Raw genomic sequence first — 24,835 nt, 5'->3', positions numbered from 1 at the left:
GGTCGGAAAAGCCGGGGCTACAGGACGCATGCAGGCCGCCATCCAATTCCCGAACCTCTCGCCCGAGGTCTTTTCCATCGCGCTTTTCGGTATGGAATTCGCGCTGCGCTGGTACGCGCTGGCCTATATCGCCGGTATCCTGATCGGCTGGCGACTGGCGGTGGCAGCGGTCAAGCGCGCAGCCCTGTGGCCCGAGAACCGCGCGCCGATGACACCGGCTCAGATCGAAGACCTGCTGACCTGGGTGATTCTGGGTATCCTGCTGGGTGGTCGGCTGGGTTTCGTGCTGTTCTACCAGCCCGGCTACTACCTGCAGCATCCGGCCGAGATCCTGGCGATCTGGCAGGGCGGCATGGCCTTTCACGGCGGTCTGCTGGGGGTCGTGGTCGCCGCGGTTCTGTTCTGCCGGAAATACGGCATCCCGATGCTGTCCACGGCCGACGTGATGGCGCTGGCCACACCGCCGGGGCTGTTGCTGGGACGGCTGGCGAATTTCGTCAACGCCGAGCTTTGGGGGCGTCCGACCGAAGCGCCGTGGGGCGTGATCTTTCCCGGACCGCTGGCACAGGATTGCGGGCAAGCGGTTGGTGCGCTGTGCGCGCGCCACCCTTCGCAACTTTATGAAGCGGCGCTGGAAGGGTTGCTGCTGGGTGCCGTGCTGCTGTGGCTGGCCTTCCGCGCCGGAGCCTTGCGCAAGCCTGGGCTGGTGGCGGGCCTGTTCTTTGCCGGTTACGGGATCAGCCGTTTCCTGGTCGAATTCGTCCGTCAACCCGACGCGCAATTCCAGTCGCCCGGCAATCCGCTGGGGCTGGCGATGCATGTCGGCGGCTACGGGCTGACCATGGGCCAATTGCTGACCCTGCCGATGATCGCGATCGGGCTGGCACTGGTCGTCCGGGCAAAGCGGCGCGCTCTCGCATGACGGCGCTTCTCGATCTGCTGAAACGCCAGATCGCGGCCTCGGGGCCGGTGACGGTGGCCGAGTACATGGCGCAGTGCCTGGGTCATCCCGAACACGGCTACTACACCTCGCGCGACCCGTTGGGCGCAGACGGCGATTTCACGACCGCGCCCGAAATCAGCCAGATGTTCGGCGAATTGCTGGGCCTGTGCCTCGCGCAAAGCTGGCTGGACCAGGGCGCGCCCGCGCCCTTTGTGCTGGCCGAACTGGGGCCGGGCCGGGGCACCCTGATGGCCGACATATTGCGCGCCACACGGTCGGTGCCGGGTTTCCACGACGCGATGAGCCTGCACCTGGTGGAAACCTCGCCGATCTTGCGCAAGTCGCAAGCCGCAGCGCTCGATGCGGCCCATCCGTGCTGGCACGACACCGTCGGTACGCTGCCCGACATGCCGCTGTTCCTGGTCGCCAACGAATTCTTCGATGCGCTGCCCGTTCGGCAATTCGTCCGCGACGGACCGGCCTGGCGGGAACGTGTTGTCGGAGTGCAAGACGGCGCGCTGCAGGTCGGACTGACCGACCCGACGCACCTGGCCACGTTGTCCCACCGGGTGGAGGATACCCGTGACGGCGACATCGTCGAGACCTGCGCCACCGGAACCGCCATCGCCCATGCCATCGGCGCGCGAATTGCGGATCGCGGCGGTGTGGCGCTGATCGTCGACTACGGCGACTGGCGCAGCCTTGGTGACACCCTTCAGGCCCTGCAGAACCACGCCCCGGCCAATCCCCTTGCAGCGCCCGGCATGGCCGATCTGACAGCGCACGTGGATTTCGAGGCGCTGGCCCGCGCAGCGTCGCCCGCCGCGCATTCCCGTTTGACCACCCAAGGCGTTTTTCTGGAACGGCTGGGCATCACGCAACGGGCGCAAGCCTTGGCCAGGGGTTTGCGCGGCCCGGCGCTGAACGCGCATGTTTCAGCACATCGCCGGTTGACGCATCCCGACGAAATGGGTTCGGTGTTCAAGGTGCTCGGGCTGTTTCCGCCCGGCGCGACGCTGCCGCCCGGATTGCAGACATGACTTTGGAAATCATCACCTCAGCCGCTCTCTCGACGGTCCGGCACGGGTTCTTTACCCGCAAGGGCGGCGCGTCCTCGGGGGTTTTTTCCGGCCTGAATTGCGGTCCGGGATCGTCCGACCAATCCGAGATCGTGGCGATCAACCGCGGCCGCGTGGCCGATGCGATGGGCGTGCCGCCTGACCACCTGGTGACGGTTCACCAGGTGCATTCCCCCGATGTGCTGAGCCTCGTGGCGCCGATCAACGGCGAGCGGCCGAAGGCCGACGGGCTGGTTACGGCGACACCCGGGCTTGCCCTTGCCGTCCTGACCGCCGATTGCCAGCCGGTGTTGTTCGCCGATGCGCAAAACGGCGTGGTCGGTGCGGCGCATGCCGGATGGCGCGGTTCCATGGCGGGGATTCTCGAGGCTACGATCGACGCGATGGAACAACTCGGGGCGCAGCGCTCGGCTATCACCGCGGTCATCGGCCCTGCAATCAGCCAGCAAGCCTACGAGGTCGGGCCGGAGTTCTTCGACGACTTCTTGGCCGAAGACCCCGCCAACGCCCGGTTCTTCGCCGGTGGCAGCCACGACAGGTTGCATTTCGACCTACCCGCCTACGGGCTGCACCGGCTGCGCAGCGCCGGCGTGCGGGCGGAATGGACCCGTCACTGCACCTACAACGACGCCGAGCGCTTTTATTCCTACCGCCGGGCGACGCACGAAAAGGCCGCCGACTATGGACGCCTGATCTCGGTCATCCGGCTGTAAGACCGTCCAAGCGAAATCGCCTTGAATTGTCCCCAATTTGTCAAAAGTCCGCCGCATTCCACAGTCAGTTTCCATAGGTGAAACAACGGTCCGGGCGGAACCCGGACCAGACTGAACGGAGCAGGACAATGAAAACGCAGCGCAAATTCATCAAGTCGATCGTCGCGGCCGCCACGGTCGAATCGGACATCGCCATGCCCTGGCAACGCGGCGCCCGGCGGGCGGCTTTTGTCGCGAAACGCATCGATCCGCGCGTCGCGCTCAAGCGCGCGTGACGAAGCGCGATTCGCCATCCTCAACCGGAATGTGGCGAAACCGTCGTCCCGCTGACGACAATCCTTAATGAAAAACCCGATTGGCTACCCGAATGTGCGGCATTCGGGGCCAATTTTGACGCCGCCGTTCGATTGAACGCAATATGGACGCGTAATCCGTAACCGTCCTTCTGCGTTGTTGGTGGGGGCCAGCAAAGATGTGACCAGCCTTTTCGGGGTGATCACATGGCCAGCGTCCATCGCAATCTGGATGTCCCTTTTCCGGGTCCGAAACACGCACGATCCGTTGCCGAGCTGGAATCGCAGCCTCGGGCGGCGAATTTCATGCGCAAGTACGAAGCAGCCGCGCTGCTTCCAGACCTGACGATCTCGTTCCAGAACCATGTCGCCCCGGCCATCCCGCTTTTCGAGGAAGCGACATCCGCCTTTGCGCGCGGAACGCTGATTCAGACCGTCCGTGGACCGGTGGCGATCGAAGACCTGCTGCCCGGCGACTATATCGAAACCGCCGGCGGGTCCGAACCCGTGATGTGGATCGGTTCGACCGTTTTCGTTCCCGGCGATTGCGGTGAGGCCAGCATTCTGACCCACCTGACGCGCATCACCCCCGACACGTTCGGTCTGGGCCGTCCGGGCACCGACCTGCTGGTCGGACCGGCCGCGCGGATGGTGCAGCGGCGCGAAAAACTGCGTGAGCTGATCGGGCAGGATGCCGTTCTGGCGCCGGTTGCCGATTTTGCGGACGGCGACCGGTTGTTACGCGTTCAGCCCCACGGCGGCGTCCAGCTCTTTCACCTCATGCTAAAACGCCACACGATCCTGCAGGTCGGCGGGATCGAGATGGAAAGCTACCATCCGGGTCACAGTGCCGGCCAGACCATGAGCGCGGCCACCCGCGCGCTGTTCCTGTCGATGTTTCCCAATCTCGAAGGGTTGGAGGATTTCGGGCAACTGGCTATGACACGCACGACACGGGCCGCACTGGAAAGCCTGCACGCCTGAGCGTCAGGCCGTCCGGCCGAGCCGTTCCTCGAGAATGTCGAAAGGCACGCCCGGCTCGTCCTTGGCGCCGCGGATCACCAGCGACGTCTTGACGCTGGCCACGTTCGGCGCCGTCAGCAGATCGCCCGTGAGAAAGCTCTGGAACGTCGACAGGTCGGGCGCGACGCATTTCAGCATGAAATCCACCTCGCCGTTCAGCATGTGGCATTCCCGAACCAGCGACCAGGCGCGGCACCGGTTCTCGAAGGCGCGCAGATCGGCTTCGGCCTGGCTTTGCAGGCCGACCATGGCAAACACCTGAACCTCGAAGCCCAAGGACCGCGGATCGATATCGGCGTGATACCCGCGGATGAACCCCTGCTCTTCCAGAGTGCGCACCCGCCGCAGACAGGGCGGCGCCGAAATTCCGACGCGGCGCGCCAGTTCGACATTGGTCATCCGCCCGTCTGCCTGAAGTTCGGCCAATATCTTTCGGTCGATCTCGTCAAGCCTGTGTCCGGTCATGTTTCTTCCCCGCTTCGCTGCGAAAGTTATAGCACCGACCCCGGTTTGCGCAATATTATTTCGCGTTCACGCAAGAATCTTCCGCTTCGCTGATTGCCGACCACGTTGCGCCGATCATTTGCCGTGACGTTGGGCATCGGGCCTTTTGCCCGCGCCGGACAGGCTTTATATCGACCCCGCAACACCGCCAAGAGGAGCCGACCCATGTCCGAAACGCGCCACACCAAGGTTCTCATCATCGGCTCGGGTCCGGCGGGCTATACGGCGGGCGTCTACGCGTCGCGCGCGATGCTGAACCCGATCCTTGTGCAAGGGCTGGAACCCGGCGGCCAGCTGACGACCACGACCGAGGTCGAGAACTGGCCGGGTGATACCGAGGTGCAGGGCCCTGACCTGATGGTGCGTATGGAGGCCCATGCCAAGGCGATGGGCTGCGAGATCATCGGCGACATCATCACGAGGATCGATTTCGACACCCGCCCCTTCGCGGCACATGGCGACAGCGGCACGGTCTACACGGCCGATGCGATCATCCTGGCCACCGGCGCGCGGGCGAAATGGCTGGGCCTGCCGTCGGAAGACGCGTTCAAGGGTTTCGGCGTGTCGGCCTGCGCGACCTGCGACGGGTTCTTCTATCGCGGCAAGGAGATCGTCGTGATCGGCGGGGGCAACACGGCGGTGGAAGAGGCTCTGTTCCTGACGAACTTCGCCAGCAAGGTCACGCTGATCCACCGCCGGGACGAGCTGCGCGCAGAGAAGATCCTGCAAGACCGGCTGTTCAAGAATCCCAAAATCGAGCCGCTTTGGTTCCACCAGCTTGAAGAGGTGTTGGGCGACGACAACCCCAAGGGCGTGACCGGCGTGCGCGTCAAGCATGTGAAGACGGGCGAGATCACCGATATTCCCTGCGCCGGTGTGTTCGTCGCCATCGGTCACGCCCCGGCCAACGAATTGGTCAAGGACGTGCTGGAAACCCACATGGGCGGCTATGTCGTGACCAAGCCCGACAGCACCGAAACCTCGATCCCTGGGATTTTCGCTGCGGGCGACCTGACCGACCACAAGTACCGCCAGGCGGTGACCAGCGCCGGCATGGGCTGCATGGCCGCGCTGGAAGCAGAACGCTGGCTGGCCGAACAGGGCGACGATGCCGGCAAGGTGACAACCGAGCCGCTGGGCTACGGCGCCGAAAACCCGGCGGCGGAATAACGTGTCGAACCACGATTTCGCCGCGCAGCGGGCAGCAACAATCGAAACCTATCGCGCGCTGTCCGAGGATGGCCTGCCCGACATCGCGGATGTCGACTATTTCTTTGTGCCCGAATCCGACGCGGCGAACTGGGACGCCGCCGTCGCGGCTTTGCACGACGAAGGCTATGACTGTTCCGAGGTCGAGGATGAGGACGGCGTTTACCTGGCCGCGACACTGCAAGACCACGTGATTTCCGCCGAGGGCATCTGGTTCGGCGAAGAGGTCGCCACGCGCATCGCTCTGCGCCACGGATTCACCCCGGACGGCTGGGGTTTCGAAGGCTGACGGCCGAACGTGTCCGGCCGCAGACGTTTCGCATGTAACGGGCCGACCGAGACAGTCAGCCATGCAAGTCGTGCAACGCGGCTTTTCGGCAACAAATCGCGCGTTCCGGACTTTGGGGGTTTTCCGACGATCCGATCTGTGTGAAGTGCGTTCAAAGTTGAACACACTTGCGCAGACCGTGCCATGACACCCGCGCCGGCCAAATCTTCCCTGCCCGAAGAGGACCAGCTCTTCCGCCTGCTGCGCCAGCTCGACGGCGCGCCGGATGCGTCGCAGCGTGCGACGGCAAAGGCGCTTGGCATCTCGCTCGGGCGGCTCAACACGCATCTGCGCGCCGCCGCCGACGCAGGGTTCGTCAAGATCACCGACAGGACCGGCCCGGACCGCCGACAGCGGTTCACCTACGCCCTGACCAGCCACGGTGCCGCCGAAAAGACCCGGCTGACCGACCGCTTCCTTGCCCGCAAATTCGCCGAATACGACGCCCTGCATGCCGAACTGACCGGCGCTACCAGCGGCCTCGCCCCCCTCAAGTACAGGAGCAAACTGATGCAGAACTACCTCGCCCCGATACCGGAGCTGTACGTTTCCTACGACAGCGCGCAAAAGCTCAAGGTCGAGGCCGCCGACCTGGTCAGCCATGACCTGACCCCGCGCCAGATTTGCGACCTCGAGCTGCTGATGAACGGCGGCTTCTACCCGCTCAAGGGGTTCTTGTCCGAAGCCGATTACGACGGCGTCGTCGAGAACATGCGCCTGGCCGATGGCACGTTGTGGCCGATGCCGATCACCCTGGACGTCAAGGAAGACTTCGCCGACCAAGTCGAGATCGGACAGGACATCGCCCTGCGCGACCAGGAAGGCGTGATCCTCGCCACCATGACGGTCACCGACAAATGGGTGCCCAACAAGGCACGCGAAGCCGAGAAGGTGTTCGGTGCCGATGACAGCGCGCACCCGGCGGTCAACTACCTGCACAACACGGCCGGCAAGGTCTATCTTGGTGGTCCGGTCACCGGCATTCAGCAGCCGGTCCACTACGATTTTCGCGGTCGCCGCGATACCCCCAACGAACTGCGCGCCTATTTCCGCAAGCTGGGCTGGCGCAAGGTCGTCGCCTTTCAGACCCGCAACCCGCTGCACCGCGCGCACCAGGAACTGACCTTCCGCGCCGCCAAGGAAAGCCAGGCCAACCTTCTGATCCACCCGGTCGTCGGCATGACCAAGCCGGGCGATGTCGATCACTTCACCCGCGTGCGCTGCTACGAAGCCGTATTGGACAAATACCCGGCGTCGACCACCACCATGTCGCTGCTGAACCTGGCCATGCGCATGGCGGGCCCGCGCGAGGCGGTCTGGCACGGGCTGATCCGCAAGAACCACGGCTGCACGCATTTCATCGTCGGCCGCGACCACGCCGGCCCGGGCAAGAACAGCAAGGGCGAGGATTTCTACGGGCCTTACGACGCACAAGAACTGTTCAAGCAGTACGAGACCGAAATCGGTCTCGAGATGGTGGATTTCAAGCACATGGTTTTCGTGCAGGAAAAGGCGCAGTATTTCCCGGTATCCGAAGTGCCCGAGGACTGCACCGTGCTGGACATCTCCGGCACAGAGCTGCGGCGCCGTCTTTCCGAAGGGCTGGAGATCCCGGAATGGTTCTCGTTCCCGGAAGTGGTCCGCGAATTGCGCCGCACCAGGCCGCCGCGGTCCAAGCAGGGCTTTACCGTTTTCTTTACCGGCTTCTCGGGGTCGGGCAAGTCGACCATCGCAAACGCGTTGATGGTCAAGCTGATGGAAATGGGCGGCCGCCCGGTGACGCTGCTCGATGGCGACATCGTGCGGAAGAACCTGTCGTCGGAGTTGGGTTTCTCCAAGGAACACCGCGACCTGAACATCCGCCGCATCGGGTATGTCGCGTCCGAGATCACCAAGAACGGTGGCATTGCCATCTGCGCACCCATCGCGCCTTACGCCACGACCCGCCGCGCCGTCCGTGAAGAGATCGAACAGTTCGGCGCCTTCATCGAAGTGCATGTCGCGACCAGCATCGAGGAATGCGAACGCCGCGACCGCAAGGGGCTCTACAAACTGGCGCGCGAAGGCAAGATCAAGGAATTCACCGGGATCTCAGACCCTTATGACGTGCCGGAAAACCCGGAACTGCGCGTCGAGACCGAAAACGTGGATGTCGACAACTGCGCGCACCAGGTCATTCTCAAGCTGGAAAGCATGGGCCTGATCGCCGCGCAGTGAACGGAGCTGCCAGACGACAAACGCCGCGGCTGAAGCCGCGGCGTTTTCCGTTTCCGATCCCCCGCCTCACGCGTTGGGAAAGTAATCCTCGCACCCGCCCTCGCGGTAGACGTCCGCGGTGCAGCAATGCAGGCCGCCGCCAAAGGCGTAGGCATCGCGCAGCTCGACCTCCACGACCTCCATCCCAAGCTTGTCCATCTGCTCGGCCTGGTAGACCTCGGATTTTTCTACGCAGACGGTTTTCGGGTCCAGCACCAGCACGTTCATCGACAGCCAGACCGACGAATAGCACAGCGGTGGCGGCGCGTTGTGCGCGGGCTGGGCCGCGTCGACGATCTCCCACCCGTTCTTTTCGAACATGCCCCGCTGATCCTTTGGCAACCGGCGCTGCGGGTTGTTCAGGATCAGCCCGGGGCGTAGCGGCGTGAAGGTCGCGTCGATATGGATCGGGTACGGGTCCCCCGGAAAGTTCACCGCGTGCACACGGTGATCGGGAAAGTGCCGGCGCAGCCATTCGATGCCCTTGAGGTTCGTGGTGAAGCCATGCTGCACCACGAGGTCCCGACCGAAACGCAGCACGTCGGCCGCGTCGAAAAGCGGCTCCTCCTCGGTTGTGACAAAGTGCTTTTCCTCGGCCCATTTCAGCCGCTTCTCGACGCCGATCTTCTCGGACAGGTAATCGGGGTGATAGTCGGCATCGGTCAGGCGCGGCTTGGGTGCGGCCTCGTGACGGAAATTCGGGTCTTCCTCCCAGTAGCGCTGCAGAAGGGGGCGGTAGTTCAGGTATTCGAACCAGCGACAGCGATACGACATCGTCGCCTCGAGGATCTCCGGACCCACCGTCAGCAAGACATCGCGCGGCGGCATGCAGCCGAACTGGCTGCCGGTATGAAAATCCGGCGTGGTGACCGGTTGGGAATGGTCGATGGGCACCGGGCGGTCGACCCGGATGCCGCGCGCCTGCAACTGGGCGGCGAAGGTGTCGAGCAATTCGTTGGCGCGGTCGATCGTTTCTTGCGGGCGCTTGCCCCATTGCCCGCGCATGTCGCTGTCTTCGGGCACCTTTGCGTCCAGCGCCGGTTCCTCGGGCGGGATATGGCAATTATCGGCGCGGCCGACGATCACGTGTCGAAGCGGGTCCCATTCGTTCCAGCTGTTGACGACGGTCTTGTTCATGCCTTCCTCCATCGGCGTTCCGATCCGGAGCAGTAGGCAAAGCCGTCTTGCCCGGCAATGCGGAATGCGACCTGAGACGGTCGCGGTGCGGCGCATCACGACCACCGGCGGTGGTCCCATCACGGCAAGCGGTTGATTTTCCGGGAAAGACGGCGGAATGATGCGCCATGTTGCGAACCCTGCTCTTTACCGTTCTTCTTGGTTTTCCCATCTCGGTCCCGGCCGATATCGCCTGTGACAACGCAGGCGGCCAGATCTGCGTCGAGACGCAGCGCGATGGCGACCGAGTGACGCTTTACGGGATCAACCGCTTCACCCATCTGCCCGTCACGCTCAGCATCGACCTCGACCTGAGCAACATGCAACGCGCCGATGGTGCGCCTGGGCCATTCGTGCTGCGCGGCGACAGCCGCGTGGAACTGATGACACTGGCGCCCCTTCGCAGCGGCGCGTGGTCCTATTCCTACCGCTTCGACTGGAGCATGGGCGATATCAACGCGCGTCACGACGACCGTGTACTGTATCGGCTACCCTATGCGAACGGACGGGATTTCGCGATCATGCAGGGTTGCGACGGTGGTTTCACGCATTTCGGTAACGATCGCTATGCCGTGGATTTCGACATGCCTGTCGGCACACCGGTTCACGCGGCCCGATCGGGCCGTGCGGTTGCGGTGGTCGAGTCGTCGGACAGCGGCGGTCCAAGCCGGGACTTCGAGAATGACGCCAATTACGTTGTGATCGAACAGGACGATGGCACGCTTGCAAGGTATTTCCACCTTCAACGCAACGGTGCGGTGGTATCACCCGGCGACCAGATCGAAAGCGGTCAGTTGATCGGGTATTCCGGCAACACGGGCTATTCGACCGATCCGCACCTGCATTTCGACGTGGTCATAGGGGCGAGGGGAACGGTCAGCCAGACCATTCCCGTCAGCTTCGATACGCCGGGTGGTGCCATCCAGTGTCCGAGGGAGGGGCGCCGTCTACGTGCTGTTGCGCGCTGAAGCTGGGCCCGGTTCAACCGTGACGGAAACCGGTCAGTGCACGGTGACCGGCGCCATGTCGTGCTGGCGGGCCAACATGAAGGCCAACCGGCGATCCTTGACCAAAGCCAGCCGTTCGCCATCGGCATTGTGCACCGCATACAGCGTTTTCACGCCGCCCAGTTGCGCCTGCACGTCCTGAGGCAGATCCTTGGCCGCGACCGACCGGACATAAACGATACGGTCGTCGTCGAATTGGCTGAGATCGTATTTCGTATGCATGTGCCTACCCCTTCCTGATCTGGATCGTTTGCACCACGGTTTCCGGCCGGCTGAGCGACAGGTCGATATGCAGCAAACCGTTTTCCATGACCGCCTCGCCGATCTCGACGCCATCGGCCAGCACGAAGGACCGCTGAAACTGCCGCGCCGCTATTCCGCGGTGCAGGAACACCCGGTCGGCACCGTCGTCGCGCTGACGACCACGGATGACCAGTTGCCGGTCCTCGACGGTGATCGAAAGATCGCCTTCGGAAAACCCGGCCACGGCCAGCGTGATCCGATAGGAATGATCGGACGTTTGTTCGATGTTGAACGGCGGGTAGCCTTCGCTGGATTTCGCCGTGCGTTCCAGCAGGCGTTCGAGTTGCTCGAACCCGAGCATGTGCGGGTATGACCCCAGGGTAAGTTTTGTCATCGACATGTCCTTGCCAAAAGCGACCGTCCGCAGACCCCGATTCCGGCGATCCACGCGGAAAATATGGGAAGCCGACCAAAGACCTGCAAGCCCTTTCGGTTTGAACCATGCCTTGCTAAGATCACGGCCTGTGGACTTGCTCAAACGGGAACCGGAATGAACGCACCCACCGATCTGTCCATGAAAACAGACGAGGTCCTGCGCGTCGAACTCGAGGTCTTCCGGCGCGAACACCGCGATCTCGACGAAGCGATCCGTGCGCTGCAGGAACGCGGCACGGCCGATCAACTGACGCTTCAGCGATTGAAGAAGAAGAAACTGCGGCTGAAAGACCTGATCGCGCTGATCGAAGACCGCCTCACCCCCGACATCATCGCCTGAGCGCCCCATTGCCCCCGCGCCGCGATCCACTATAGTCCGCGGCTCGAAACAAGGTGGATGAGCGCATGTCAGACGCGAAGGTCGGCATCATCATGGGCAGTCAGTCGGACTGGCCGACGATGCAGGAAGCTGCGGAAATGCTGGACACGCTCGGCGTGCGCTACGAAACCCGCATCGTTTCGGCGCACCGTACACCGGATCGGCTTTGGGATTACGGCAAGACCGCGGTCGAACGCGGCTTGCAGGTCATCATTGCCGGGGCCGGCGGTGCGGCGCACCTGCCTGGCATGATGGCGTCCAAGACCCGCGTCCCGGTGATCGGCGTGCCGGTCCAGACCAAGGCGCTGAACGGCGTCGACAGCCTGTATTCCATCGTCCAGATGCCACGCGGTTACCCCGTGGCGACGATGGCGATCGGTGCCGCGGGCGCCGCCAATGCGGGCCTGATGGCGGCGGGTATCCTGGCGCTCAACGATCCCGCGCTGGCGAAACGGCTCGACGATTGGCGCGCCGCACTCTCGGCATCGATCCCCCACGACCCGACCGCCAGCTGACGCTTGCATCGTCGGCGCGATCCCGGCAAGGAACGGCCATGATACATGCTCTTCGCACTGGCGCCGTGATCGGCATTCTCGGCGGTGGCCAACTGGGCCGGATGCTGTCCGTGGCGGCATCCCGGCTTGGCTTTCGCTGCCACATCTACGAACCGGGCGCCAACCCGCCCGCCGGGCAGGTCGCCGACGCGGTGACCACCGCCACCTACGAGGACGCTCAAGCGTTGGCCGACTTCGCCGATGCGGTCGACGTCATCACCTACGAATTCGAGAATATCCCCACGACCGCGCTGGACCTTCTGGAAGGCCGCAAACCGATCCGCCCGGGGCGAGAAGCGCTGCGGATCAGCCAGGACCGTCTGACGGAAAAGGATTTCCTGACCTCGCTTGGCCTGCAGACGGCACCCTATGCCGCGGTCGACGATGCCGCCACGCTGGCCGTCGCTTTGGCCGAGATCGGCACACCGTCGATCCTCAAGACGCGGCGGCTGGGCTATGATGGCAAGGGCCAGGCCCGCCTGCAAAGCGCCAAGGACGCCGCCGCGGCGCTGGACACCATGCAGGGCGCACCTGCGATCCTTGAAGGCTTCGTCGATTTCTCGCACGAAGTGTCGGTGATCGCCGCCCGTGCGGCCGACGGCACCGTGTCGGCCTATGACCCGGGCGAAAACGTCCACCAAGGTGGCATCCTGCGCACCACCACGGTCCCTGCCCGGCTGAGCACCGCGCAGCGCACCGACGCGGTTCTGCTGGCCGGGCGCATCCTGAACGCGCTGGACTATGTGGGCGTCATGGGGGTGGAGTTGTTCGTGACGCCGCAGGGGCTGATCGTGAACGAAATCGCACCGCGGGTGCACAATTCCGGCCATTGGACGCAGAATGGCTGCACCGTCGACCAGTTCGAACAGCATATCCGCGCGGTGGCGGGCTGGCCACTGGGCGATGGCGGCCGCTATGCCGATGTCCGGATGGAAAACCTGATCGGGGACGACATGGACAGGGTGCCGGATCTTGCCGGCAAGGCCGATTGCGCATTGCATCTGTACGGCAAGGCCGAGATCAAGGCCGGCCGCAAGATGGGTCACGTCAATCACATCCTGCGGACCGGGCGCGACCAAATCTCTTGATCAAGAGATTTGCAAAAGCCTTCAAAGGCTTTTGTCGCCCATGAGAAACCGGTCTGCGACACGGCCGGACATGAACGCAACCTGCCCCTGGGCAAAGGTCGCGGCGATGCGTCCCGTTTCGCGCTCGGCTATCACGAAATCCGCCCGTAGCCCCGGCTGCAGCCGACCGCGGTCGGTCAATCCCAAGACCCGCGCGGGACCATCCGACACCAGTCGCCAGGCATCGGCATCGTCCAGCAACCCGAGTTCCACGCAGCGGCGCGCCGCCCGCGACGGCGACGGATAATGGTAGTCCGAGGCCAGCGCATCGCAAAGCCCGGCAGCAATCACGTCACGCGCTGCGATCTTGCCGGCATGGCTGGCACCGCGCACCACGTTGGGCGCACCCATGATCACCGCATCGCCGGCATCGCGCGCGGCCTGTGCAGCGTCCATGGTTTCGGGGAATTCCGCGATGTCGGCACCGCGTCGCCGCCAGACGTTGCGCCGCGCCCGATCGGTGTCATCGTGGCTGCCGATGCGAATGCCCGCATCGACAAGCTGAGCACAAATCCCGTCGAGGATCTTTGGCACGGTGCCGCCCGCGTCATGCAGGCGTTGCATCAAGGCCAGATGGTCCTCGGGATTGCGGCCGCTTTTTAACGCCTGCCCGGTCAGACGCGGCGGGCGGCGGCCTTGCGCCAGGCGGTCATGCGGCAGGTGATCGTTGAAGACGACATAACCGATCCCGAATTCGCGGATCGCCGCCATCGCCCGGTCGAAGCTTTCGACGAAATGCGTCTCCAGCCGCATCTGAAGGCGTAGATCGACCGGCAGGCCGGGCGCGACACGGGCGACCGAGGCGAAAACCGTTTCGGCGAAATCCGGGCCGCGCAAGCCGCCTTCCCAACTCCAGAACTGTGCAAGAAAGGCGGTGGTGATCCCGTTCGCAGCCAGTTCGGCAGCCACCGCAACCATCCCGGCATCGGTTTCCCGCAAGGCCCCCCGCCGCGGTGCCATGTGCCGCTCGAACCCGTCACCGTGCAGGTCCACGATGCCCGGCAGAACGTCGTAGCCGTGCAGATCGACCGCGCGGCCCTGCGCTGCGTCGCTGAACACGCCGCCGGCAAAGGCCAGCGGTCCACTGTCCCAGCCCTGCGGCCGCAAGATCCGCGCGCCGGTCAGCGTCAGCTCAATTGCCATCGCCTTCTCCGGGACAGCGCAGGATCTCGCAGGCCATTTCTGCCGCGTCGAAGAATTCGGTCCAGTCGAGGTCTCGATCAAAGCGCTCTTCTTCGAGATAAAGCGCGACCTGGGCCATCACGGCCGGGGATTGCATGATGAAGGTATGGGTGACCGGCATCGCGATGAAAGCGCTCATCCCCGCGACCCGCGTCGAACGGACAGACACCTTGCCATCGTCCAGTCCGGGTATGATCGCAGAAAAGGCCGGATTCAGCGATTGCGTCCCGGCGATCACACCCAGCGGGAAATCGACAGGCGGCAGCAGGCGCGGCAGGTCCTCGGGCCCGGTGCCGAGCTGTGCGCCCGCCGGTCCGTTGATCCAGCGAAAGATCTCCCATCCACCCAGTTCGTCGACCAGTTCGCTGCCCTGGTTTGGCGGCGCCAGCATGACCACGCGGCCCAGGTTCTCCGGCCGCCGGTCCCGCAGCCAGAAGCGCAGCAGGATGCCGCCCATCGAATGCGTGACGAAATGCACCGTCCGATCGCCGCATTGCTCCAGTGCACGCGGCAGGACGTCATCGGCCAGTTCCTGCACCCGCGCCTCTGTCGACGGGTAGCCCGGCACGATCACCTCGTATCCGCGCCAGCGGAAGACCTGCGCCATGACGGCCAGCGAATACTGCGTCCGCGCCAGACCGTGCAACATGACGATGCAGTCCTGCGCCGCGGCGGGCAGGCCGGTCAGGGACAGGACAAGGACAAGAACCAGGCGCATGGCGCTTGAGATACCGCGCCGCGGCGCCCTATGAAAGCGCGAAAGGAGCCTGCCGATGCCCAGTCCCCGCCTTGCCGTCCGCGCCGTGATCCTGCACGACAACCGCCTCTTGCTGGTCAATGCCTATCCCGGAAAGCAATCCGATCTGTGGTGCGCGCCGGGCGGCGGGGTCGAGCGCGGCGCGAGCCTGCCGGAGAACCTGGTCCGGGAAGTGCACGAGGAAACGGGTCTGACCGTGTCGGTGGGCGCACCTTGCCTGGTCAACGAATTCCACGATCCCGATCGCGGGTTCCACCAGGTCGAGGTGTTCTTTCGCTGCTGGATCACACAGGGGACGCTCTCGGCCGATTGGCCGGATCCCGAAGGGGTCGTGCACAGCCGGCACCTGTTCAGCCGGGAAGAAGTCGCGAACATCCGGCTGCGACCAGGTTCCCTGCCGGACATCGCCTGGTCGGACGGTCTGGGCTACGATCCCCTGGAACGGATCTGGAGCTGAGGCCAGCGCACGACCGACAGGGCGACACCGCCGAGCACGAGGATGGCCGCGACGGCGAAGCGCGCGGTCAGAACCTCGCCCAGCAGGATCATCCCCCCTGCCATCGCGATCACCGGAACGGTCAACTGGGCCACCGCCGCCACGGTGCCATCGAGCCGTGGCAGGATCGAATACCACAAGGCATAGCCCAACCCCGAGGTGACGGCCCCGGACACGACGGCGAGGGTGATCCCGACCCCGGTCATCGCGACCGGTTCCAACTGGGCCGGCAGGAAAGGCACGACCGCCAGCGCCAGCGGCGCGGTCAGCACGAAATTTGCCGCCGTCGAGGCCAAGGGATCGCGCGACGCGCGCCCCGCCAACGAGTAGAGCCCCCATCCGACGCCGCCCAGCAACATGGCGAAACCGTGGATCGCGCTGATCTGCGCGTCCTCGCCCGGCCACAATAGCCAAGCCAGTCCGCCGAAGGCGATGAGCGCTCCGATCCAGCGCCGCCCGGGCGGGCGCTCGCCACCCAAAAGCGACCCCGCAAACATGGTGACCTGCGTTGTGCCGAACAGGATCAACGCACCCAGGCCGGCATCGAGCGACATGTAGGCCGCCGAAAAGCCGAAGATGTAGATGAACAGCCCGGCAATCGCCAGAACCCTGCCCGGTCCGCCCAACCGCAGATTGCCGCGCAACAGCAACACCAGAACGACCAGCGCCACGGCCCCAGAGACAAGCCGGATCGCGCCGAAACCGACCGCGTCGATGCTGCCACTGGCCAGGGCCGCGCGGTTCAGCAGGGAATTGGCGGCAAAGGCCACCATGGTCAGGGCAGTCAGCAGAAACAGCCGCACCGAGCGTCAGGGCCTGACCGGAAAGCGCGATCCGCCTTCGTCGAGAAGGAACAGGCGCGCACCGTTGGTCACATAGAGATCGCAACGGGCAAAGCCGTTGACGAATTCGATGCAAACCGCGCCGCCGTCGTCGATCCGCCAATAGCCATACGCCGTACCGCCGTCGTTGGCATAGGTGTAGGTGTAGCGCCCGTCGACATAGTATTCGGATTGCCCGTCGTCGAAGAAGGTCAGGATGTTGCCGCGCAAGCGGACATCCAAAGCCTCTTGGCCGATCAATTCGTCACCGTCGCGAAGCGCGAATTCCGCCTGGGCCGCGTTGGCGAGGGTAACCAGGATCAGCAAGGGTCGGATCATAGCGCGCCTCCGTCCGGCCAGGTTAGCGCGGAGGGCATCGCGATGCCCGTCACGATCACGCGACCATCTTCTCGGCGCGCTTGAGATCGACCGACACGAGCTGGCTGACGCCTTGTTCCTGCATCGTCACGCCGAACAACCGGTCCATCCGGCTCATCGTCACCGCGTGGTGTGTGATGATCAGAAAGCGCGTGTCGGTGCGGCGGCACATCTCGTCCAGCATGTCGCAGAAACGGGTGACGTTGGCATCGTCGAGCGGGGCATCGACCTCGTCGAGCACGCAGATCGGCGCAGGGTTTGCCAGGAAGACCGCGAAGATCAGCGCAAGCGCGGTTAGCGTCTGTTCGCCGCCCGACAGCAACGACAGGGTCGACAGTTTCTTGCCCGGAGGCTGACACATGATTTCCAGGCCGGCTTCAAGCGGATCGTCGCTTTCGACCATCACCAGGTTGGCCTCGCCGCCATTGAACAGGTGCTTGAACAACAGGGTGAAATTGCTGTTGACCTGTTCGAAGGCCGTCAGCAGCCGTTCGCGGCCTTCGCGGTTCAGACTGTTGATGCCCGATCGCAGGGTGCGCACGGCTTCTTCCAGGTCCGTTTTTTCAGAAAGCAGCGTGTCGTGTTCCTGCTGAACCTCGCGGGCGTCTTCCTCGGCCCGCAGGTTCACCGCGCCCAACGCATCGCGCTGGCGCTTGAGCCGGCTGACATCCGCCTCGATCTGGTCGGCGGGTGGCATGCGGTCCGGATCGGTATCGAGTTGTTCGAGCAGCTTGCGCGGCGTCGTCTCCAATTCCTCCGAGATCCGTTCCGCGGCATGCGTGACGGTTTCGGCGGCGGCTTCGGCAAGCGCCTCGGCCCGGGCGCGGGCTTCGCGCGCCTCGCCGGCCTTTCTTTCGGCGTCGCGTTCCGCTGCTATGGCCTCGCGCAGCGCACCCTCGGCCACCGACAGGGCATCGGCCGCGGTCGCGCGCCGGGCGTCGGCGGCGGTCATCGCGGCAACCAGTTCTTCGCGCTTCGAGGCCAATTGCGCGGGCATGGACCGCGCGCTTTCCAATTCCGCTTCGGTTGCGTCCTTGCGTTCGGCCAGTTCACGCCCGCGCGTTTCGGCTGTCTCCAGGCGATGACGCCACCCCGACAATTCCTTGGCGACCTGCTGGCGCCGACCGGTACGCGCTTCGCCCTCGCGGCGCAGTTCGTCGTGTGCGGAACGCTTGGTCATCATGGTCATGCGCGCCGCTTCGACGGTCGTCTTGATATCTTCGACCTCGGCGCGCGCTGCGTCGAGATCATCCAGGTCCGCAACCGCCTTTTCGGCCTCGGCCAATTGCGCACGGGCGACGGCGGCCTCGTCCTCGTGCCGCCGCACGGCCAGCGCCAGGCTTTCCAGCTTTCCTTCGGCCAGGTTTCGGTCGGCCTCGGCGCGGTTATGGGCGCGGGCGGCGTCGGTCAGGGCCTGATCCGCCTCGCGGCGGGCGGCTCGGGCGGACTTGTCCGCCTCGGTCAGTTCGGCCATTCGGCGCACCAGCGCATCATGTTCGGCCCGTGCAGCCGCCGCGCGGGTCTCGGCCCGTTCCAGTTCCTGCTCCAACGCCGCAAGCCGGTTGCGCTGTTCCAGCCGCAGCGCTGCGGCCGAGGGCGCGTCTTCGGCCCGGGCACAAAACCCGTCCCACCGCCACACGTCGCCTTCGCGGCTGACCAGTCTCTGGCCGGGGCGCAACGAAGGCTGCAACGCCGCGCCCTCGGCGGCATTCACCAGACCGATCTGAGCCATCCGGCGCGCCAGCACCCCCGGCACGGTTACATGGTCGCCCAGTCGATCCACACCCGCCGGCAGCGAAAGTTCGTCATCATAGCCCGGCAGGTCGATCCAGCCCGATCCCGCGCCCGGACCGACAACCGGCGCGCGCAAATCGTCGGCCAGCGCCGCACCGAGCGCCTTTTCATAGCCCGGCGCCACGCGCACCTGATCCAGCAACTGGCCGCCGTCGGCCGAATCGCGCCCGAGGAGCTTTGTGAGTGCGGCGACTTCGGCTCTCAGCGCGGTCGCCTCGCCTTCGGCCTCGGACCGGGTTGCGCGGGCGTCGGCTTCACTGCCCTGGGTTTCGGCCCGGGCGACTTCGGCCTCGGACAGAACCGCTTCGGCCCGCTGCGCCAATGACTGTGCCTCGGTCTGTCGCGCTGCAGCTTCCTTCAGGGCGGTTTCGGACCGCTTCAGCTGGGCTTCGGCATCGGAAACGGCGGCACGCGCCTTTGCGGCTTCGGTCTCGCCGCGCTCGACGGTCTTCCGGCAATCGGCCAGGTAACGGTGCGCGGATTGATGTCGTGCGGCCAAGCGCGCGACATCCTCGGTGGATTTGGCCAGGTCGGCCTCGCGTTCCTGAAGAACGCCCGCCGCCTCGCGCGCAGCCTCGGCGTAGGCCGCCAGACGATCGTCGTGGCCTTCGGCGGCCTTGGCCAGTTCCTGGGCTTCCCATTCCAGCCGCTGGATCGTTTCGCCCGCATCGCGATTGAGACCCGACTCGCGATCGATATCGAGCGTCAGCTGTTCGATCCGTCGCGTCAGCGTGTCGATCGTGTCCGCGGCGCGCTGCTCCTCTTCCTGCAAGGTGTCGCGCTGCACCGTCAGTCGCTGCAGGATCGCGGCGGCGACGGCCTCTTCTTCGCGACGTGGCGGCAGCACGCTCTCGGCCTGCTCGCGCACTGCCTCGGCCTTGCGCGCGGCGGCTTCGGCCTGTGCCGCCTCGGTGGTGCGGTCCTTGAGCTTGGCCAGCGCCACGGTCCGCGCCTCGTCGGCTTCGCGCCAGCGGCGATAAAGCAAAAGGCCTTCGGCGCGGCGCAGCTCTTCGCCGATCGCACGATAGCGTGCGGCCTGTCGGGCCTGCCGTTCCAACTGCGCCAGTTGCGCGGCCAGCTGTTCCAGGACGTCATCGACCCGCAACAGGTTGGCTTCGGTGTTCTTGAGCTTGAGTTCGGCTTCGTGGCGGCGTTGGTACAATCCGCCGATTCCCGCCGCGTCTTCCAGCACCTTGCGGCGGTTCTTGGGCTTTGCGTTGATCAGTTCAGAAATCTGTCCCTGCCGGACAAGCGCGGGCGAATGCGCGCCGGTCGCGGCATCGGCGAACAGCATTTGAACGTCACGGGCGCGCACGTCCTTGCCATTGGTCTTGTAGGCCGAACCGACATCGCGGGTGATGCGCCGCACGATCTCCAGCTGGTCCTGGTCGTTGAAGCCCGATGGCGCAAGCCGTTCCGAGTTGTCGATCGTCAGCGCCACCTCGGCAAAGTTGCGGGCCGGACGCGACGCGGCCCCGGCAAAGATCACGTCCTCCATGCCATCGCCGCGCATCGCGGTCGGGCGGTTTTCGCCCATTACCCAACGCAACGCCTCGAGCAGGTTCGACTTGCCGCATCCGTTAGGCCCGACCACACCGGTCAGCCCGTCCGCGATCACCAGGTCGGTCGGATCGACGAAGCTTTTAAAGCCGGTCAGTCTGAGTTTTGAAAACCGCAAGGCTGGCTGGTCCCGATTCCCGTTTGCAGGTGACTGTGCCGACCCGACCCGCCACGAGTCAACGCCTTTGCGCAGCATGTGGGATAACCTGCCTCCTTATCCACAATATATTGAGCTACACGGCACGGCGCCTAGTCGAGCGTGCAGTTCAGCGTCCCGGCGCCGCTGTCCAACGCCGGCGAATAGCGCACGTCGAACAGATCGCACGTATAAGACTTGCGGCGTTTGGGTTTCGGCGGAGCCTTTTCCCCGTTGCAGGATTGTCCGATCGTCATCATCGCGGGGTCACCGACGACCCAGGCGGTCTTGCAGCCCGTGGCAGTGTCGGCGGCAATGGCCGCCTTGCGCGCCACATCGGGAAACCGCGGCAGGAATTCGGGGCTTGTGCGGATCGCTTCGACGAGATTGCCACGGAAGCGCAGGGTGAAGCGTGATCCGTCGACCTCACGCACGACCTTGTCGGCACCGCGAAAACCGGGACCGGCTGCGTCGCAGGACATCAGAAGCAAGGCGCAGAAAACGGCCGGAACACGCATGGCGCAAGCCTCTGACATACATCCTTAACAACCGGTGAATCGCCAAGGCCAGATTGCCGCAGTTTACATTCCACAAAATGAATGCTTATATATTCCATATACCGAATACATATGGAGGCCACCATGGCTGACACATCCCGAAAACCGTCTGACAGCTATTCGCCGATCTACTTCCTGGCCTCGCTCGGGGCCGGCGGGATCACGGTTAGTTTCTTCATGTTCCTGATGTTCTGGGTGCCGCATCCGGGCCGCCCCGTTCCGATCTTCGAGGACATCATGAGCGCCTTCGCAACCGGCAGCCCGGCATTGCAGTCCGCGATCGTCATCGCCTGGATCGGGATCGCCGTATTCGCGTTTCTCAACGTGAAATCCCTCGCCTGGAATCTCGGTGCCCTGGCGCAGTTCAAACAAACAGAAGGCTATGCCGCCCTGCGCGCCTCCAACGCGGAATCGACCCTGCTGGCCATGCCGCTGGCCCTGGCGATGACGGTGAACGCGATGTTCATCGTCGGGCTGGTCTTTGTCCCCGGCCTGTGGTCGGTGGTCGAATACCTGTTCCCGCTGGCGATGATCGCCTTTGCCGCGATCGGTGTTTTGGCCTTTCGGATCATCGGTGCCTTTCTTGGCCGGGTTCTGTCCAAGGGCGGTGTCTTCGACGTCACCGCACACAACTCGTTTGCCCAGCTTCTGCCGGCTTTCGCCGTGTCGATGGTCGCGGTGGGTTTCGCTGCGCCAGCGGCAATGAGCACGAACCCCGCAACCGTCGGGATTTCCCTGATGGTGTCGACCTTCTTGGGCATCACGGCAATTCTCTACACCATCCTTGCCGCGACAAGCGCCGTCAGCTCGATGCTGCAGCACGGCACCGCGCGCGAGGCCGGACCGACGCTGATGATCGTGATTCCGATCGTCACGGTGCTGGGCATCATGTTCCTGCGCCAGAACCACGGGCTGCATACCACCTTCGACGTCCACGCAAGCGATGGCGAGACGCTGGTCTTCCTCACGCGTCTGCTGTCGATCCAACTCGCCTTTCTGGGTTTGGGTGCCGTCGTTCTGAAAGCGCAGGGGTATTTCACCGACTTCGTGACAGGGCCGAAGACCTCGCCCGGTTCCTACGCGCTGGTGTGCCCGGCGGTGGCCCTGTCGGTCATGATCCACTTCTTCGTCAACAAGGGTCTGGTCGCTTCGGGCATGATCGCGAAGTTCGGGGTGGCCTATTGGGGCGCCACCGCCTTTGCCATCGCCGCGCAGGTTATCGCAATCTGGCTGGTGTTCCGGCTCAACCGTCAACACTTCGGCACGCCGCGCGACGCCTTGGCCGTGCCGGCCGAGTGACCTTCCTCACTCGGGAGCGAAAGGCCGGGTCAGTTGGCCCGGCCTTTCCATTTCCCTGCCAGATCGCGCAGCACCTGCGACAGGATCACCACATCGGCGCCGACGCCGACGAATGTCGCCCCGGAATCCAGGTGACGCTGGATGCAATCGTTCGGCACGTCGATGATCCCCGCCGGTTTGCCCAGTTCGACGATGCGCCGCAAAGCGGTGTCGACGATTTCGCGCATCTCGGGCCCGTCGAACGGCTTGCCCAGATCGGCGGCCAGATCTGCCGGTCCGACAAAGACACAGTCCACACCATCGACCGCGCAGATCTCGTCCAGCGCAGCCAGACCTGCTCTGCTTTCGATCTGCACGATCAGGCACAGTTCGTCCTGCACGGTATTCACATAGTCCGACGCGGCGCCGAAGACCGACGCACGGCCCAGCACATGGCCCATGCCGCGGATACCATGGGGCGGGTAGCGCATCGCACGGACGATCGCGCGGGCCTCGTCGGCCGAGTTCACCATCGGGATCAGCAGGCTTTGAATGCCGCCGTCCAGAACCTGCTTGATCAGCCAGGGTTCGGCCATCGGCAGGCGCACAACCGGCGCGGCATAGGGTTCGGTCACCTGCGCTTGCTGGATCATCGCCTTGAGATCGTATGGCCCGTGTTCGCCGTCGATCAGCACCCAGTCGAAGCCGGCGCGCGCGACGATCTCGGACAGGTAGGGATCGGCCAATGCCGACCAAAGACCAAAGGTCGTACGGCCTTCGGCCAACAGCGCCTTGAGGCGGTTCCTGGGGGCGCTCATTCCGCAACCTCGTCATATGCCTTTGCATCGGCGATCAGCCTTAGCACGTCGCTGGCCTGGCCGATATGGTTCGCCAGCATCAACACGAGCCGCGCGTTCAACCGGTGACTGGCCGCTTCGTCCAGTCCCGCGTGCGCCGCCACAAGCGCGGCGTAGATCGCGTCACCATCGGCGCCAAGCCTGTCATCCTGCGTCATGCCGCCATCCTGTCTACCTTGCCCAACGCGCGGTTCAACGCCTGTTCGACGGTGTCGCGCGTCGGCTTGTCGAACACGGCTGCGATATGGCCATCCGGGCGAAAGAGATAGGCGTATCCTGCGCCGTAACGGTCGAACGCAAGCGATCCTTCGGGCGATACGCACGGATATCCCGCGACCGCGCCGACGCCTAGACGGTCCAGCCCCGGCACGTCCGGTAGCGCCACTTCACCGAAGCCCACCAGAACGAACCGTCCCTGGACCTTCTCGATCAGCCAACCGTCCGTCAGGGGCGCATCCACCATCGCGTGTCCCGGGGCAAGCGGCCCGGAACCGGGTGTCTGCAGACCGAACCCGGCCAGCGAACACGGAAGCGACAGGCGTCCGGAATTGACCAAACGCCGTGCGAACGAATGGTCATGCGCCATGCGCAGAACTTCGTCGCGGAACATCGCTTCGACCGGTGATTTCGGCGTCATGAAATTCGTGGCGCGGGTAGAGTGCAGGATATTCTCGTCCGAAGCATACCCGCGCTCGGCGTCGTAACTCTGCAAAAGCGTGTGCTCTGCCTCGCCCAGAAGCACTGCAGCCAGCTTCCAGCCAAGGTTGTCGACATCTTGTATGCCGCCGTTTCCGCCACGCGCGCCAAATGGCGACACGACATGCGCGCTGTCTCCGACGAAGATGACCCGACCGTGCAGGAACCGCTCCAACCGCGCGCAGCGGAACTTGTAGACGCTCATCCAGTCCAGCCTGAAAGGCTTGTCGCCGACGATTGCCTTGAGCCGCGGAAGCACTTTTTCCTCGGTCGCTTCCTCGGCCGGATCGGTGTCCGGTCCCAACTGCAGATCGATGCGGTAGATGTTGTCGGGCTGCTTGTGCAACAGCGCCGATTGGCCGGGGTGAAACGGCGGGCGGAACCAGAACCAGCGTTCGGGTGTGTCGGTGCCGAACGGGCTTTCGGGCATCTCGACATCAACGATCAGAAAGTGTTCGTCAAAGGTCTGGCCTTCGAAGGCCAATCCCATTCTCTCTCGGGTAGGGGATTTCGCCCCGTCGCACGCGCAAAGATACTCCGCTTCGAGCGTATAAGACCCATCCGGCGTCTGGACGGACAAGGCCACGTGATCGTCCCGGCTGACATGACCGGTGACCGTGTTCCTGAAACGCAGATCAACGCCTAGCGCCTGCGCGCGTTCGACCAGGTATTGCTCGACGTAGTATTGCTGCAAGTTGATGAAGGCCGGGTATTTGTGCCCTTGCTCGGGCAAGAGATCGAAGTTGTAGATTTCGTCCGCCCCGTGGAAGTTCCGCCCGACCTTCCAGGTCACGCCCTTGGCCAGCATCCGCTCACCGACACCCAGCCGGTCGAAGATCTCCAGCGTCCGCTTGGCCCAGCAGATCGCGCGCGATCCGACCGAGACGACATCGTTGTCGTCCAGCACGACCGCCCGGATGCCCTTCAGCGCGAGGTCGATCGCCAGCGCCAGCCCGATCGGCCCTGCGCCGACGATGGCCGCCGGGTGGCGCGGTTCCGAAGCGGTCAGGCCGGGCGGTGGGATATAGGGAAACGGCTTGTATTCGTAGGCCAT

The 24,835-nt window shown here is 64.5% G+C and carries 27 protein-coding genes; 14 read left to right on the top strand and 13 right to left on the bottom strand.

The window, feature by feature from the left end; translation table 11 throughout:
- Positions 1–28: 28 nt before the first annotated feature.
- The 5 genes from lgt (at position 29) to KUH32_RS08245 (ending at position 4,012) form a co-directional block, all read left to right on the top strand.
- Positions 29–922 (top strand): prolipoprotein diacylglyceryl transferase, encoded by an 894-nt coding sequence (gene lgt, locus KUH32_RS08265; protein WP_217777561.1) that lies wholly within the window; start codon positions 29–31, stop codon positions 920–922.
- Positions 919–1,983, top strand: coding sequence for a class I SAM-dependent methyltransferase (locus KUH32_RS08260; protein WP_217777560.1), 1,065 nt, complete (start codon positions 919–921; stop codon positions 1,981–1,983). The genes lgt and KUH32_RS08260 overlap by 4 nt, the downstream gene beginning before the upstream one ends.
- Positions 1,980–2,735, top strand: a complete 756-nt coding sequence (gene pgeF / locus KUH32_RS08255; RefSeq protein ID WP_217777559.1) for a peptidoglycan editing factor PgeF — start codon at positions 1,980–1,982, stop codon at positions 2,733–2,735. Before KUH32_RS08260 ends, pgeF begins: the two co-directional genes overlap by 4 nt.
- A gap of 128 nt (positions 2,736–2,863) precedes the next feature.
- Positions 2,864–3,010, top strand: a complete 147-nt coding sequence (locus KUH32_RS08250; RefSeq protein WP_217777558.1) for a hypothetical protein — start codon at positions 2,864–2,866, stop codon at positions 3,008–3,010.
- A 324-nt stretch (positions 3,011–3,334) separates the two neighbouring features.
- Positions 3,335–4,012 (top strand): Hint domain-containing protein, encoded by a 678-nt coding sequence (locus KUH32_RS08245; RefSeq protein WP_217777557.1) that lies wholly within the window; start codon positions 3,335–3,337, stop codon positions 4,010–4,012.
- Positions 4,013–4,015: 3 nt separating this feature from the next.
- Here KUH32_RS08245 and KUH32_RS08240 read toward each other — a convergent pair whose 3' ends face one another.
- Entirely contained in the window at positions 4,016–4,516 is a 501-nt protein-coding gene (locus tag KUH32_RS08240) for an Lrp/AsnC family transcriptional regulator (protein WP_217777556.1), read from the bottom strand.
- 204 nt (positions 4,517–4,720) lie between these two features.
- Here KUH32_RS08240 and trxB point away from each other — a divergent pair, with 204 nt between their 5' ends.
- The 3 genes from trxB (at position 4,721) to KUH32_RS08225 (ending at position 8,309) form a co-directional block, all read left to right on the top strand.
- Entirely contained in the window at positions 4,721–5,725 is a 1,005-nt protein-coding gene (trxB, locus tag KUH32_RS08235) for a thioredoxin-disulfide reductase (RefSeq protein ID WP_217777555.1), read from the top strand.
- 1 nt (position 5,726) lies between these two features.
- A complete protein-coding gene (locus KUH32_RS08230; RefSeq protein ID WP_217777554.1) occupies positions 5,727–6,053 on the top strand; it encodes a ribonuclease E inhibitor RraB in 327 nt (108 codons plus the stop codon).
- A gap of 183 nt (positions 6,054–6,236) precedes the next feature.
- The gene (locus KUH32_RS08225; RefSeq protein ID WP_217777553.1) at positions 6,237–8,309 is read left to right on the top strand and encodes a bifunctional sulfate adenylyltransferase/adenylylsulfate kinase; all 2,073 of its coding nucleotides are present in this window, start codon (positions 6,237–6,239) and stop codon (positions 8,307–8,309) included.
- Positions 8,310–8,375: 66 nt separating this feature from the next.
- Here KUH32_RS08225 and KUH32_RS08220 read toward each other — a convergent pair whose 3' ends face one another.
- Entirely contained in the window at positions 8,376–9,485 is a 1,110-nt protein-coding gene (locus KUH32_RS08220; RefSeq protein WP_217777552.1) for a serine/threonine protein kinase, read from the bottom strand.
- Positions 9,486–9,652: 167 nt separating this feature from the next.
- Between KUH32_RS08220 and KUH32_RS18570 the strand changes: the two genes are divergently transcribed.
- Positions 9,653–10,492 carry a M23 family metallopeptidase gene (locus tag KUH32_RS18570; protein WP_217777551.1) on the top strand — a complete coding sequence of 280 codons (840 nt, stop codon included), beginning with the start codon at positions 9,653–9,655 and terminating at the stop codon, positions 10,490–10,492.
- Between the two features lie 33 nt (positions 10,493–10,525).
- Here KUH32_RS18570 and KUH32_RS08210 read toward each other — a convergent pair whose 3' ends face one another.
- On the bottom strand, positions 10,526–10,753 hold the full coding sequence (locus KUH32_RS08210) for a DUF1150 family protein (RefSeq protein WP_217777550.1): 228 nt from the start codon (positions 10,751–10,753) through the stop codon (positions 10,526–10,528).
- Positions 10,754–10,757: 4 nt separating this feature from the next.
- Positions 10,758–11,168: an Hsp20 family protein gene (locus KUH32_RS08205; RefSeq protein ID WP_217777549.1), complete on the bottom strand. Its 411-nt coding sequence runs from the start codon at positions 11,166–11,168 to the stop codon at positions 10,758–10,760.
- Positions 11,169–11,324: 156 nt separating this feature from the next.
- On the opposite strand from KUH32_RS08205, the gene KUH32_RS08200 reads away from it, so the two are divergent.
- The 3 genes from KUH32_RS08200 to KUH32_RS08190 all read left to right on the top strand — a co-directional run bounded on the left by KUH32_RS08200 (position 11,325) and on the right by KUH32_RS08190 (position 13,230).
- Entirely contained in the window at positions 11,325–11,549 is a 225-nt protein-coding gene (locus KUH32_RS08200; protein ID WP_217777548.1) for a YdcH family protein, read from the top strand.
- A gap of 65 nt (positions 11,550–11,614) precedes the next feature.
- Positions 11,615–12,103 (top strand): 5-(carboxyamino)imidazole ribonucleotide mutase, encoded by a 489-nt coding sequence (purE, locus tag KUH32_RS08195; RefSeq protein ID WP_217777547.1) that lies wholly within the window; start codon positions 11,615–11,617, stop codon positions 12,101–12,103.
- Between the two features lie 38 nt (positions 12,104–12,141).
- Complete coding sequence (locus KUH32_RS08190; protein WP_217777546.1) at positions 12,142–13,230, top strand: 5-(carboxyamino)imidazole ribonucleotide synthase; 1,089 nt, start codon at positions 12,142–12,144, stop codon at positions 13,228–13,230.
- Between the two features lie 21 nt (positions 13,231–13,251).
- Here the strand turns inward: KUH32_RS08190 and KUH32_RS08185 are convergent, their stop codons facing one another.
- Together KUH32_RS08185 and KUH32_RS08180 are read right to left on the bottom strand one after the other, a co-directional pair.
- Positions 13,252–14,412, bottom strand: coding sequence for an alpha-D-ribose 1-methylphosphonate 5-triphosphate diphosphatase (locus KUH32_RS08185; protein WP_217777545.1), 1,161 nt, complete (start codon positions 14,410–14,412; stop codon positions 13,252–13,254).
- Positions 14,402–15,169: an esterase/lipase family protein gene (locus KUH32_RS08180; protein ID WP_217777544.1), complete on the bottom strand. Its 768-nt coding sequence runs from the start codon at positions 15,167–15,169 to the stop codon at positions 14,402–14,404. The genes KUH32_RS08185 and KUH32_RS08180 overlap by 11 nt, the downstream gene beginning before the upstream one ends.
- A 55-nt stretch (positions 15,170–15,224) precedes the next feature.
- Here KUH32_RS08180 and KUH32_RS08175 point away from each other — a divergent pair, with 55 nt between their 5' ends.
- Positions 15,225–15,665, top strand: coding sequence for an NUDIX domain-containing protein (locus KUH32_RS08175; protein WP_217777543.1), 441 nt, complete (start codon positions 15,225–15,227; stop codon positions 15,663–15,665).
- Here KUH32_RS08175 and KUH32_RS08170 read toward each other — a convergent pair.
- The 4 genes from KUH32_RS08170 to KUH32_RS08155 form a co-directional block, all read right to left on the bottom strand.
- Positions 15,635–16,507: a DMT family transporter gene (locus KUH32_RS08170; protein WP_217777542.1), complete on the bottom strand. Its 873-nt coding sequence runs from the start codon at positions 16,505–16,507 to the stop codon at positions 15,635–15,637. The two genes, KUH32_RS08175 and KUH32_RS08170, sit on opposite strands and share 31 nt — an antisense overlap.
- A gap of 6 nt (positions 16,508–16,513) precedes the next feature.
- A complete protein-coding gene (locus KUH32_RS08165; RefSeq protein ID WP_217777541.1) occupies positions 16,514–16,864 on the bottom strand; it encodes a hypothetical protein in 351 nt (116 codons plus the stop codon).
- A gap of 55 nt (positions 16,865–16,919) precedes the next feature.
- Entirely contained in the window at positions 16,920–20,375 is a 3,456-nt protein-coding gene (locus tag KUH32_RS08160; protein WP_217777540.1) for a chromosome segregation SMC family protein, read from the bottom strand.
- Positions 20,376–20,506: 131 nt separating this feature from the next.
- Positions 20,507–20,911, bottom strand: coding sequence for a hypothetical protein (locus tag KUH32_RS08155; RefSeq protein ID WP_217777539.1), 405 nt, complete (start codon positions 20,909–20,911; stop codon positions 20,507–20,509).
- A gap of 123 nt (positions 20,912–21,034) precedes the next feature.
- Here KUH32_RS08155 and KUH32_RS08150 point away from each other — a divergent pair, with 123 nt between their 5' ends.
- Positions 21,035–22,249 (top strand): TsoY family (seleno)protein, encoded by a 1,215-nt coding sequence (locus KUH32_RS08150; RefSeq protein ID WP_217777538.1) that lies wholly within the window; start codon positions 21,035–21,037, stop codon positions 22,247–22,249.
- Between the two features lie 29 nt (positions 22,250–22,278).
- Here KUH32_RS08150 and KUH32_RS08145 read toward each other — a convergent pair whose 3' ends face one another.
- The 3 genes from KUH32_RS08145 to KUH32_RS08135 are packed head-to-tail and all read right to left on the bottom strand — an operon-like array spanning position 22,279 to position 24,835.
- Positions 22,279–23,046 carry an HpcH/HpaI aldolase family protein gene (locus tag KUH32_RS08145; RefSeq protein WP_217777537.1) on the bottom strand — a complete coding sequence of 256 codons (768 nt, stop codon included), beginning with the start codon at positions 23,044–23,046 and terminating at the stop codon, positions 22,279–22,281.
- Positions 23,043–23,243, bottom strand: coding sequence for a DUF2783 domain-containing protein (locus KUH32_RS08140; RefSeq protein WP_217777536.1), 201 nt, complete (start codon positions 23,241–23,243; stop codon positions 23,043–23,045). Before KUH32_RS08140 ends, KUH32_RS08145 begins: the two co-directional genes overlap by 4 nt.
- Positions 23,240–24,835 carry an FAD-dependent oxidoreductase gene (locus tag KUH32_RS08135; RefSeq protein ID WP_217777535.1) on the bottom strand — a complete coding sequence of 532 codons (1,596 nt, stop codon included), beginning with the start codon at positions 24,833–24,835 and terminating at the stop codon, positions 23,240–23,242. The genes KUH32_RS08140 and KUH32_RS08135 overlap by 4 nt, the downstream gene beginning before the upstream one ends.

It is taken from the genome of Thalassococcus arenae (genome assembly GCF_019104745.1).
Lineage (GTDB): Bacteria > Pseudomonadota > Alphaproteobacteria > Rhodobacterales > Rhodobacteraceae > Thalassococcus_B > Thalassococcus_B arenae.
Note: the sequence above shows the minus strand (reverse complement) of the source record. Positions and strands in the feature narration are given on the sequence as shown.

Excerpts from the sequence above, each read along its gene's own strand:
- lgt (WP_217777561.1), top strand. The coding sequence starts at position 29 with ATGCAGGCCGCCATCCAATTCCCGAACCTCTCGCCCGAGGTCTTTTCC.
- KUH32_RS08260 (WP_217777560.1), top strand. The coding sequence starts at position 919 with ATGACGGCGCTTCTCGATCTGCTGAAACGCCAGATCGCGGCCTCGGGG.
- pgeF (WP_217777559.1), top strand. The coding sequence starts at position 1,980 with ATGACTTTGGAAATCATCACCTCAGCCGCTCTCTCGACGGTCCGGCAC.
- KUH32_RS08250 (WP_217777558.1), top strand. The coding sequence starts at position 2,864 with ATGAAAACGCAGCGCAAATTCATCAAGTCGATCGTCGCGGCCGCCACG.
- KUH32_RS08245 (WP_217777557.1), top strand. The coding sequence starts at position 3,335 with ATGCGCAAGTACGAAGCAGCCGCGCTGCTTCCAGACCTGACGATCTCG.
- KUH32_RS08240 (WP_217777556.1), bottom strand. The coding sequence starts at position 4,516 with ATGACCGGACACAGGCTTGACGAGATCGACCGAAAGATATTGGCCGAA.
- trxB (WP_217777555.1), top strand. The coding sequence starts at position 4,721 with ATGTCCGAAACGCGCCACACCAAGGTTCTCATCATCGGCTCGGGTCCG.
- KUH32_RS08225 (WP_217777553.1), top strand. The coding sequence starts at position 6,237 with ATGACACCCGCGCCGGCCAAATCTTCCCTGCCCGAAGAGGACCAGCTC.
- KUH32_RS08220 (WP_217777552.1), bottom strand. The coding sequence starts at position 9,485 with ATGAACAAGACCGTCGTCAACAGCTGGAACGAATGGGACCCGCTTCGA.
- KUH32_RS18570 (WP_217777551.1), top strand. The coding sequence starts at position 9,653 with ATGTTGCGAACCCTGCTCTTTACCGTTCTTCTTGGTTTTCCCATCTCG.
- KUH32_RS08210 (WP_217777550.1), bottom strand. The coding sequence starts at position 10,753 with ATGCATACGAAATACGATCTCAGCCAATTCGACGACGACCGTATCGTT.
- KUH32_RS08205 (WP_217777549.1), bottom strand. The coding sequence starts at position 11,168 with ATGACAAAACTTACCCTGGGGTCATACCCGCACATGCTCGGGTTCGAG.
- KUH32_RS08200 (WP_217777548.1), top strand. The coding sequence starts at position 11,325 with ATGAACGCACCCACCGATCTGTCCATGAAAACAGACGAGGTCCTGCGC.
- purE (WP_217777547.1), top strand. The coding sequence starts at position 11,615 with ATGTCAGACGCGAAGGTCGGCATCATCATGGGCAGTCAGTCGGACTGG.
- KUH32_RS08190 (WP_217777546.1), top strand. The coding sequence starts at position 12,142 with ATGATACATGCTCTTCGCACTGGCGCCGTGATCGGCATTCTCGGCGGT.
- KUH32_RS08185 (WP_217777545.1), bottom strand. The coding sequence starts at position 14,412 with ATGGCAATTGAGCTGACGCTGACCGGCGCGCGGATCTTGCGGCCGCAG.
- KUH32_RS08180 (WP_217777544.1), bottom strand. The coding sequence starts at position 15,169 with ATGCGCCTGGTTCTTGTCCTTGTCCTGTCCCTGACCGGCCTGCCCGCC.
- KUH32_RS08175 (WP_217777543.1), top strand. The coding sequence starts at position 15,225 with ATGCCCAGTCCCCGCCTTGCCGTCCGCGCCGTGATCCTGCACGACAAC.
- KUH32_RS08165 (WP_217777541.1), bottom strand. The coding sequence starts at position 16,864 with ATGATCCGACCCTTGCTGATCCTGGTTACCCTCGCCAACGCGGCCCAG.
- KUH32_RS08155 (WP_217777539.1), bottom strand. The coding sequence starts at position 20,911 with ATGCGTGTTCCGGCCGTTTTCTGCGCCTTGCTTCTGATGTCCTGCGAC.
- KUH32_RS08150 (WP_217777538.1), top strand. The coding sequence starts at position 21,035 with ATGGCTGACACATCCCGAAAACCGTCTGACAGCTATTCGCCGATCTAC.
- KUH32_RS08145 (WP_217777537.1), bottom strand. The coding sequence starts at position 23,046 with ATGAGCGCCCCCAGGAACCGCCTCAAGGCGCTGTTGGCCGAAGGCCGT.
- KUH32_RS08140 (WP_217777536.1), bottom strand. The coding sequence starts at position 23,243 with ATGACGCAGGATGACAGGCTTGGCGCCGATGGTGACGCGATCTACGCC.
- KUH32_RS08135 (WP_217777535.1), bottom strand. The coding sequence starts at position 24,835 with ATGGCCTACGAATACAAGCCGTTTCCCTATATCCCACCGCCCGGCCTG.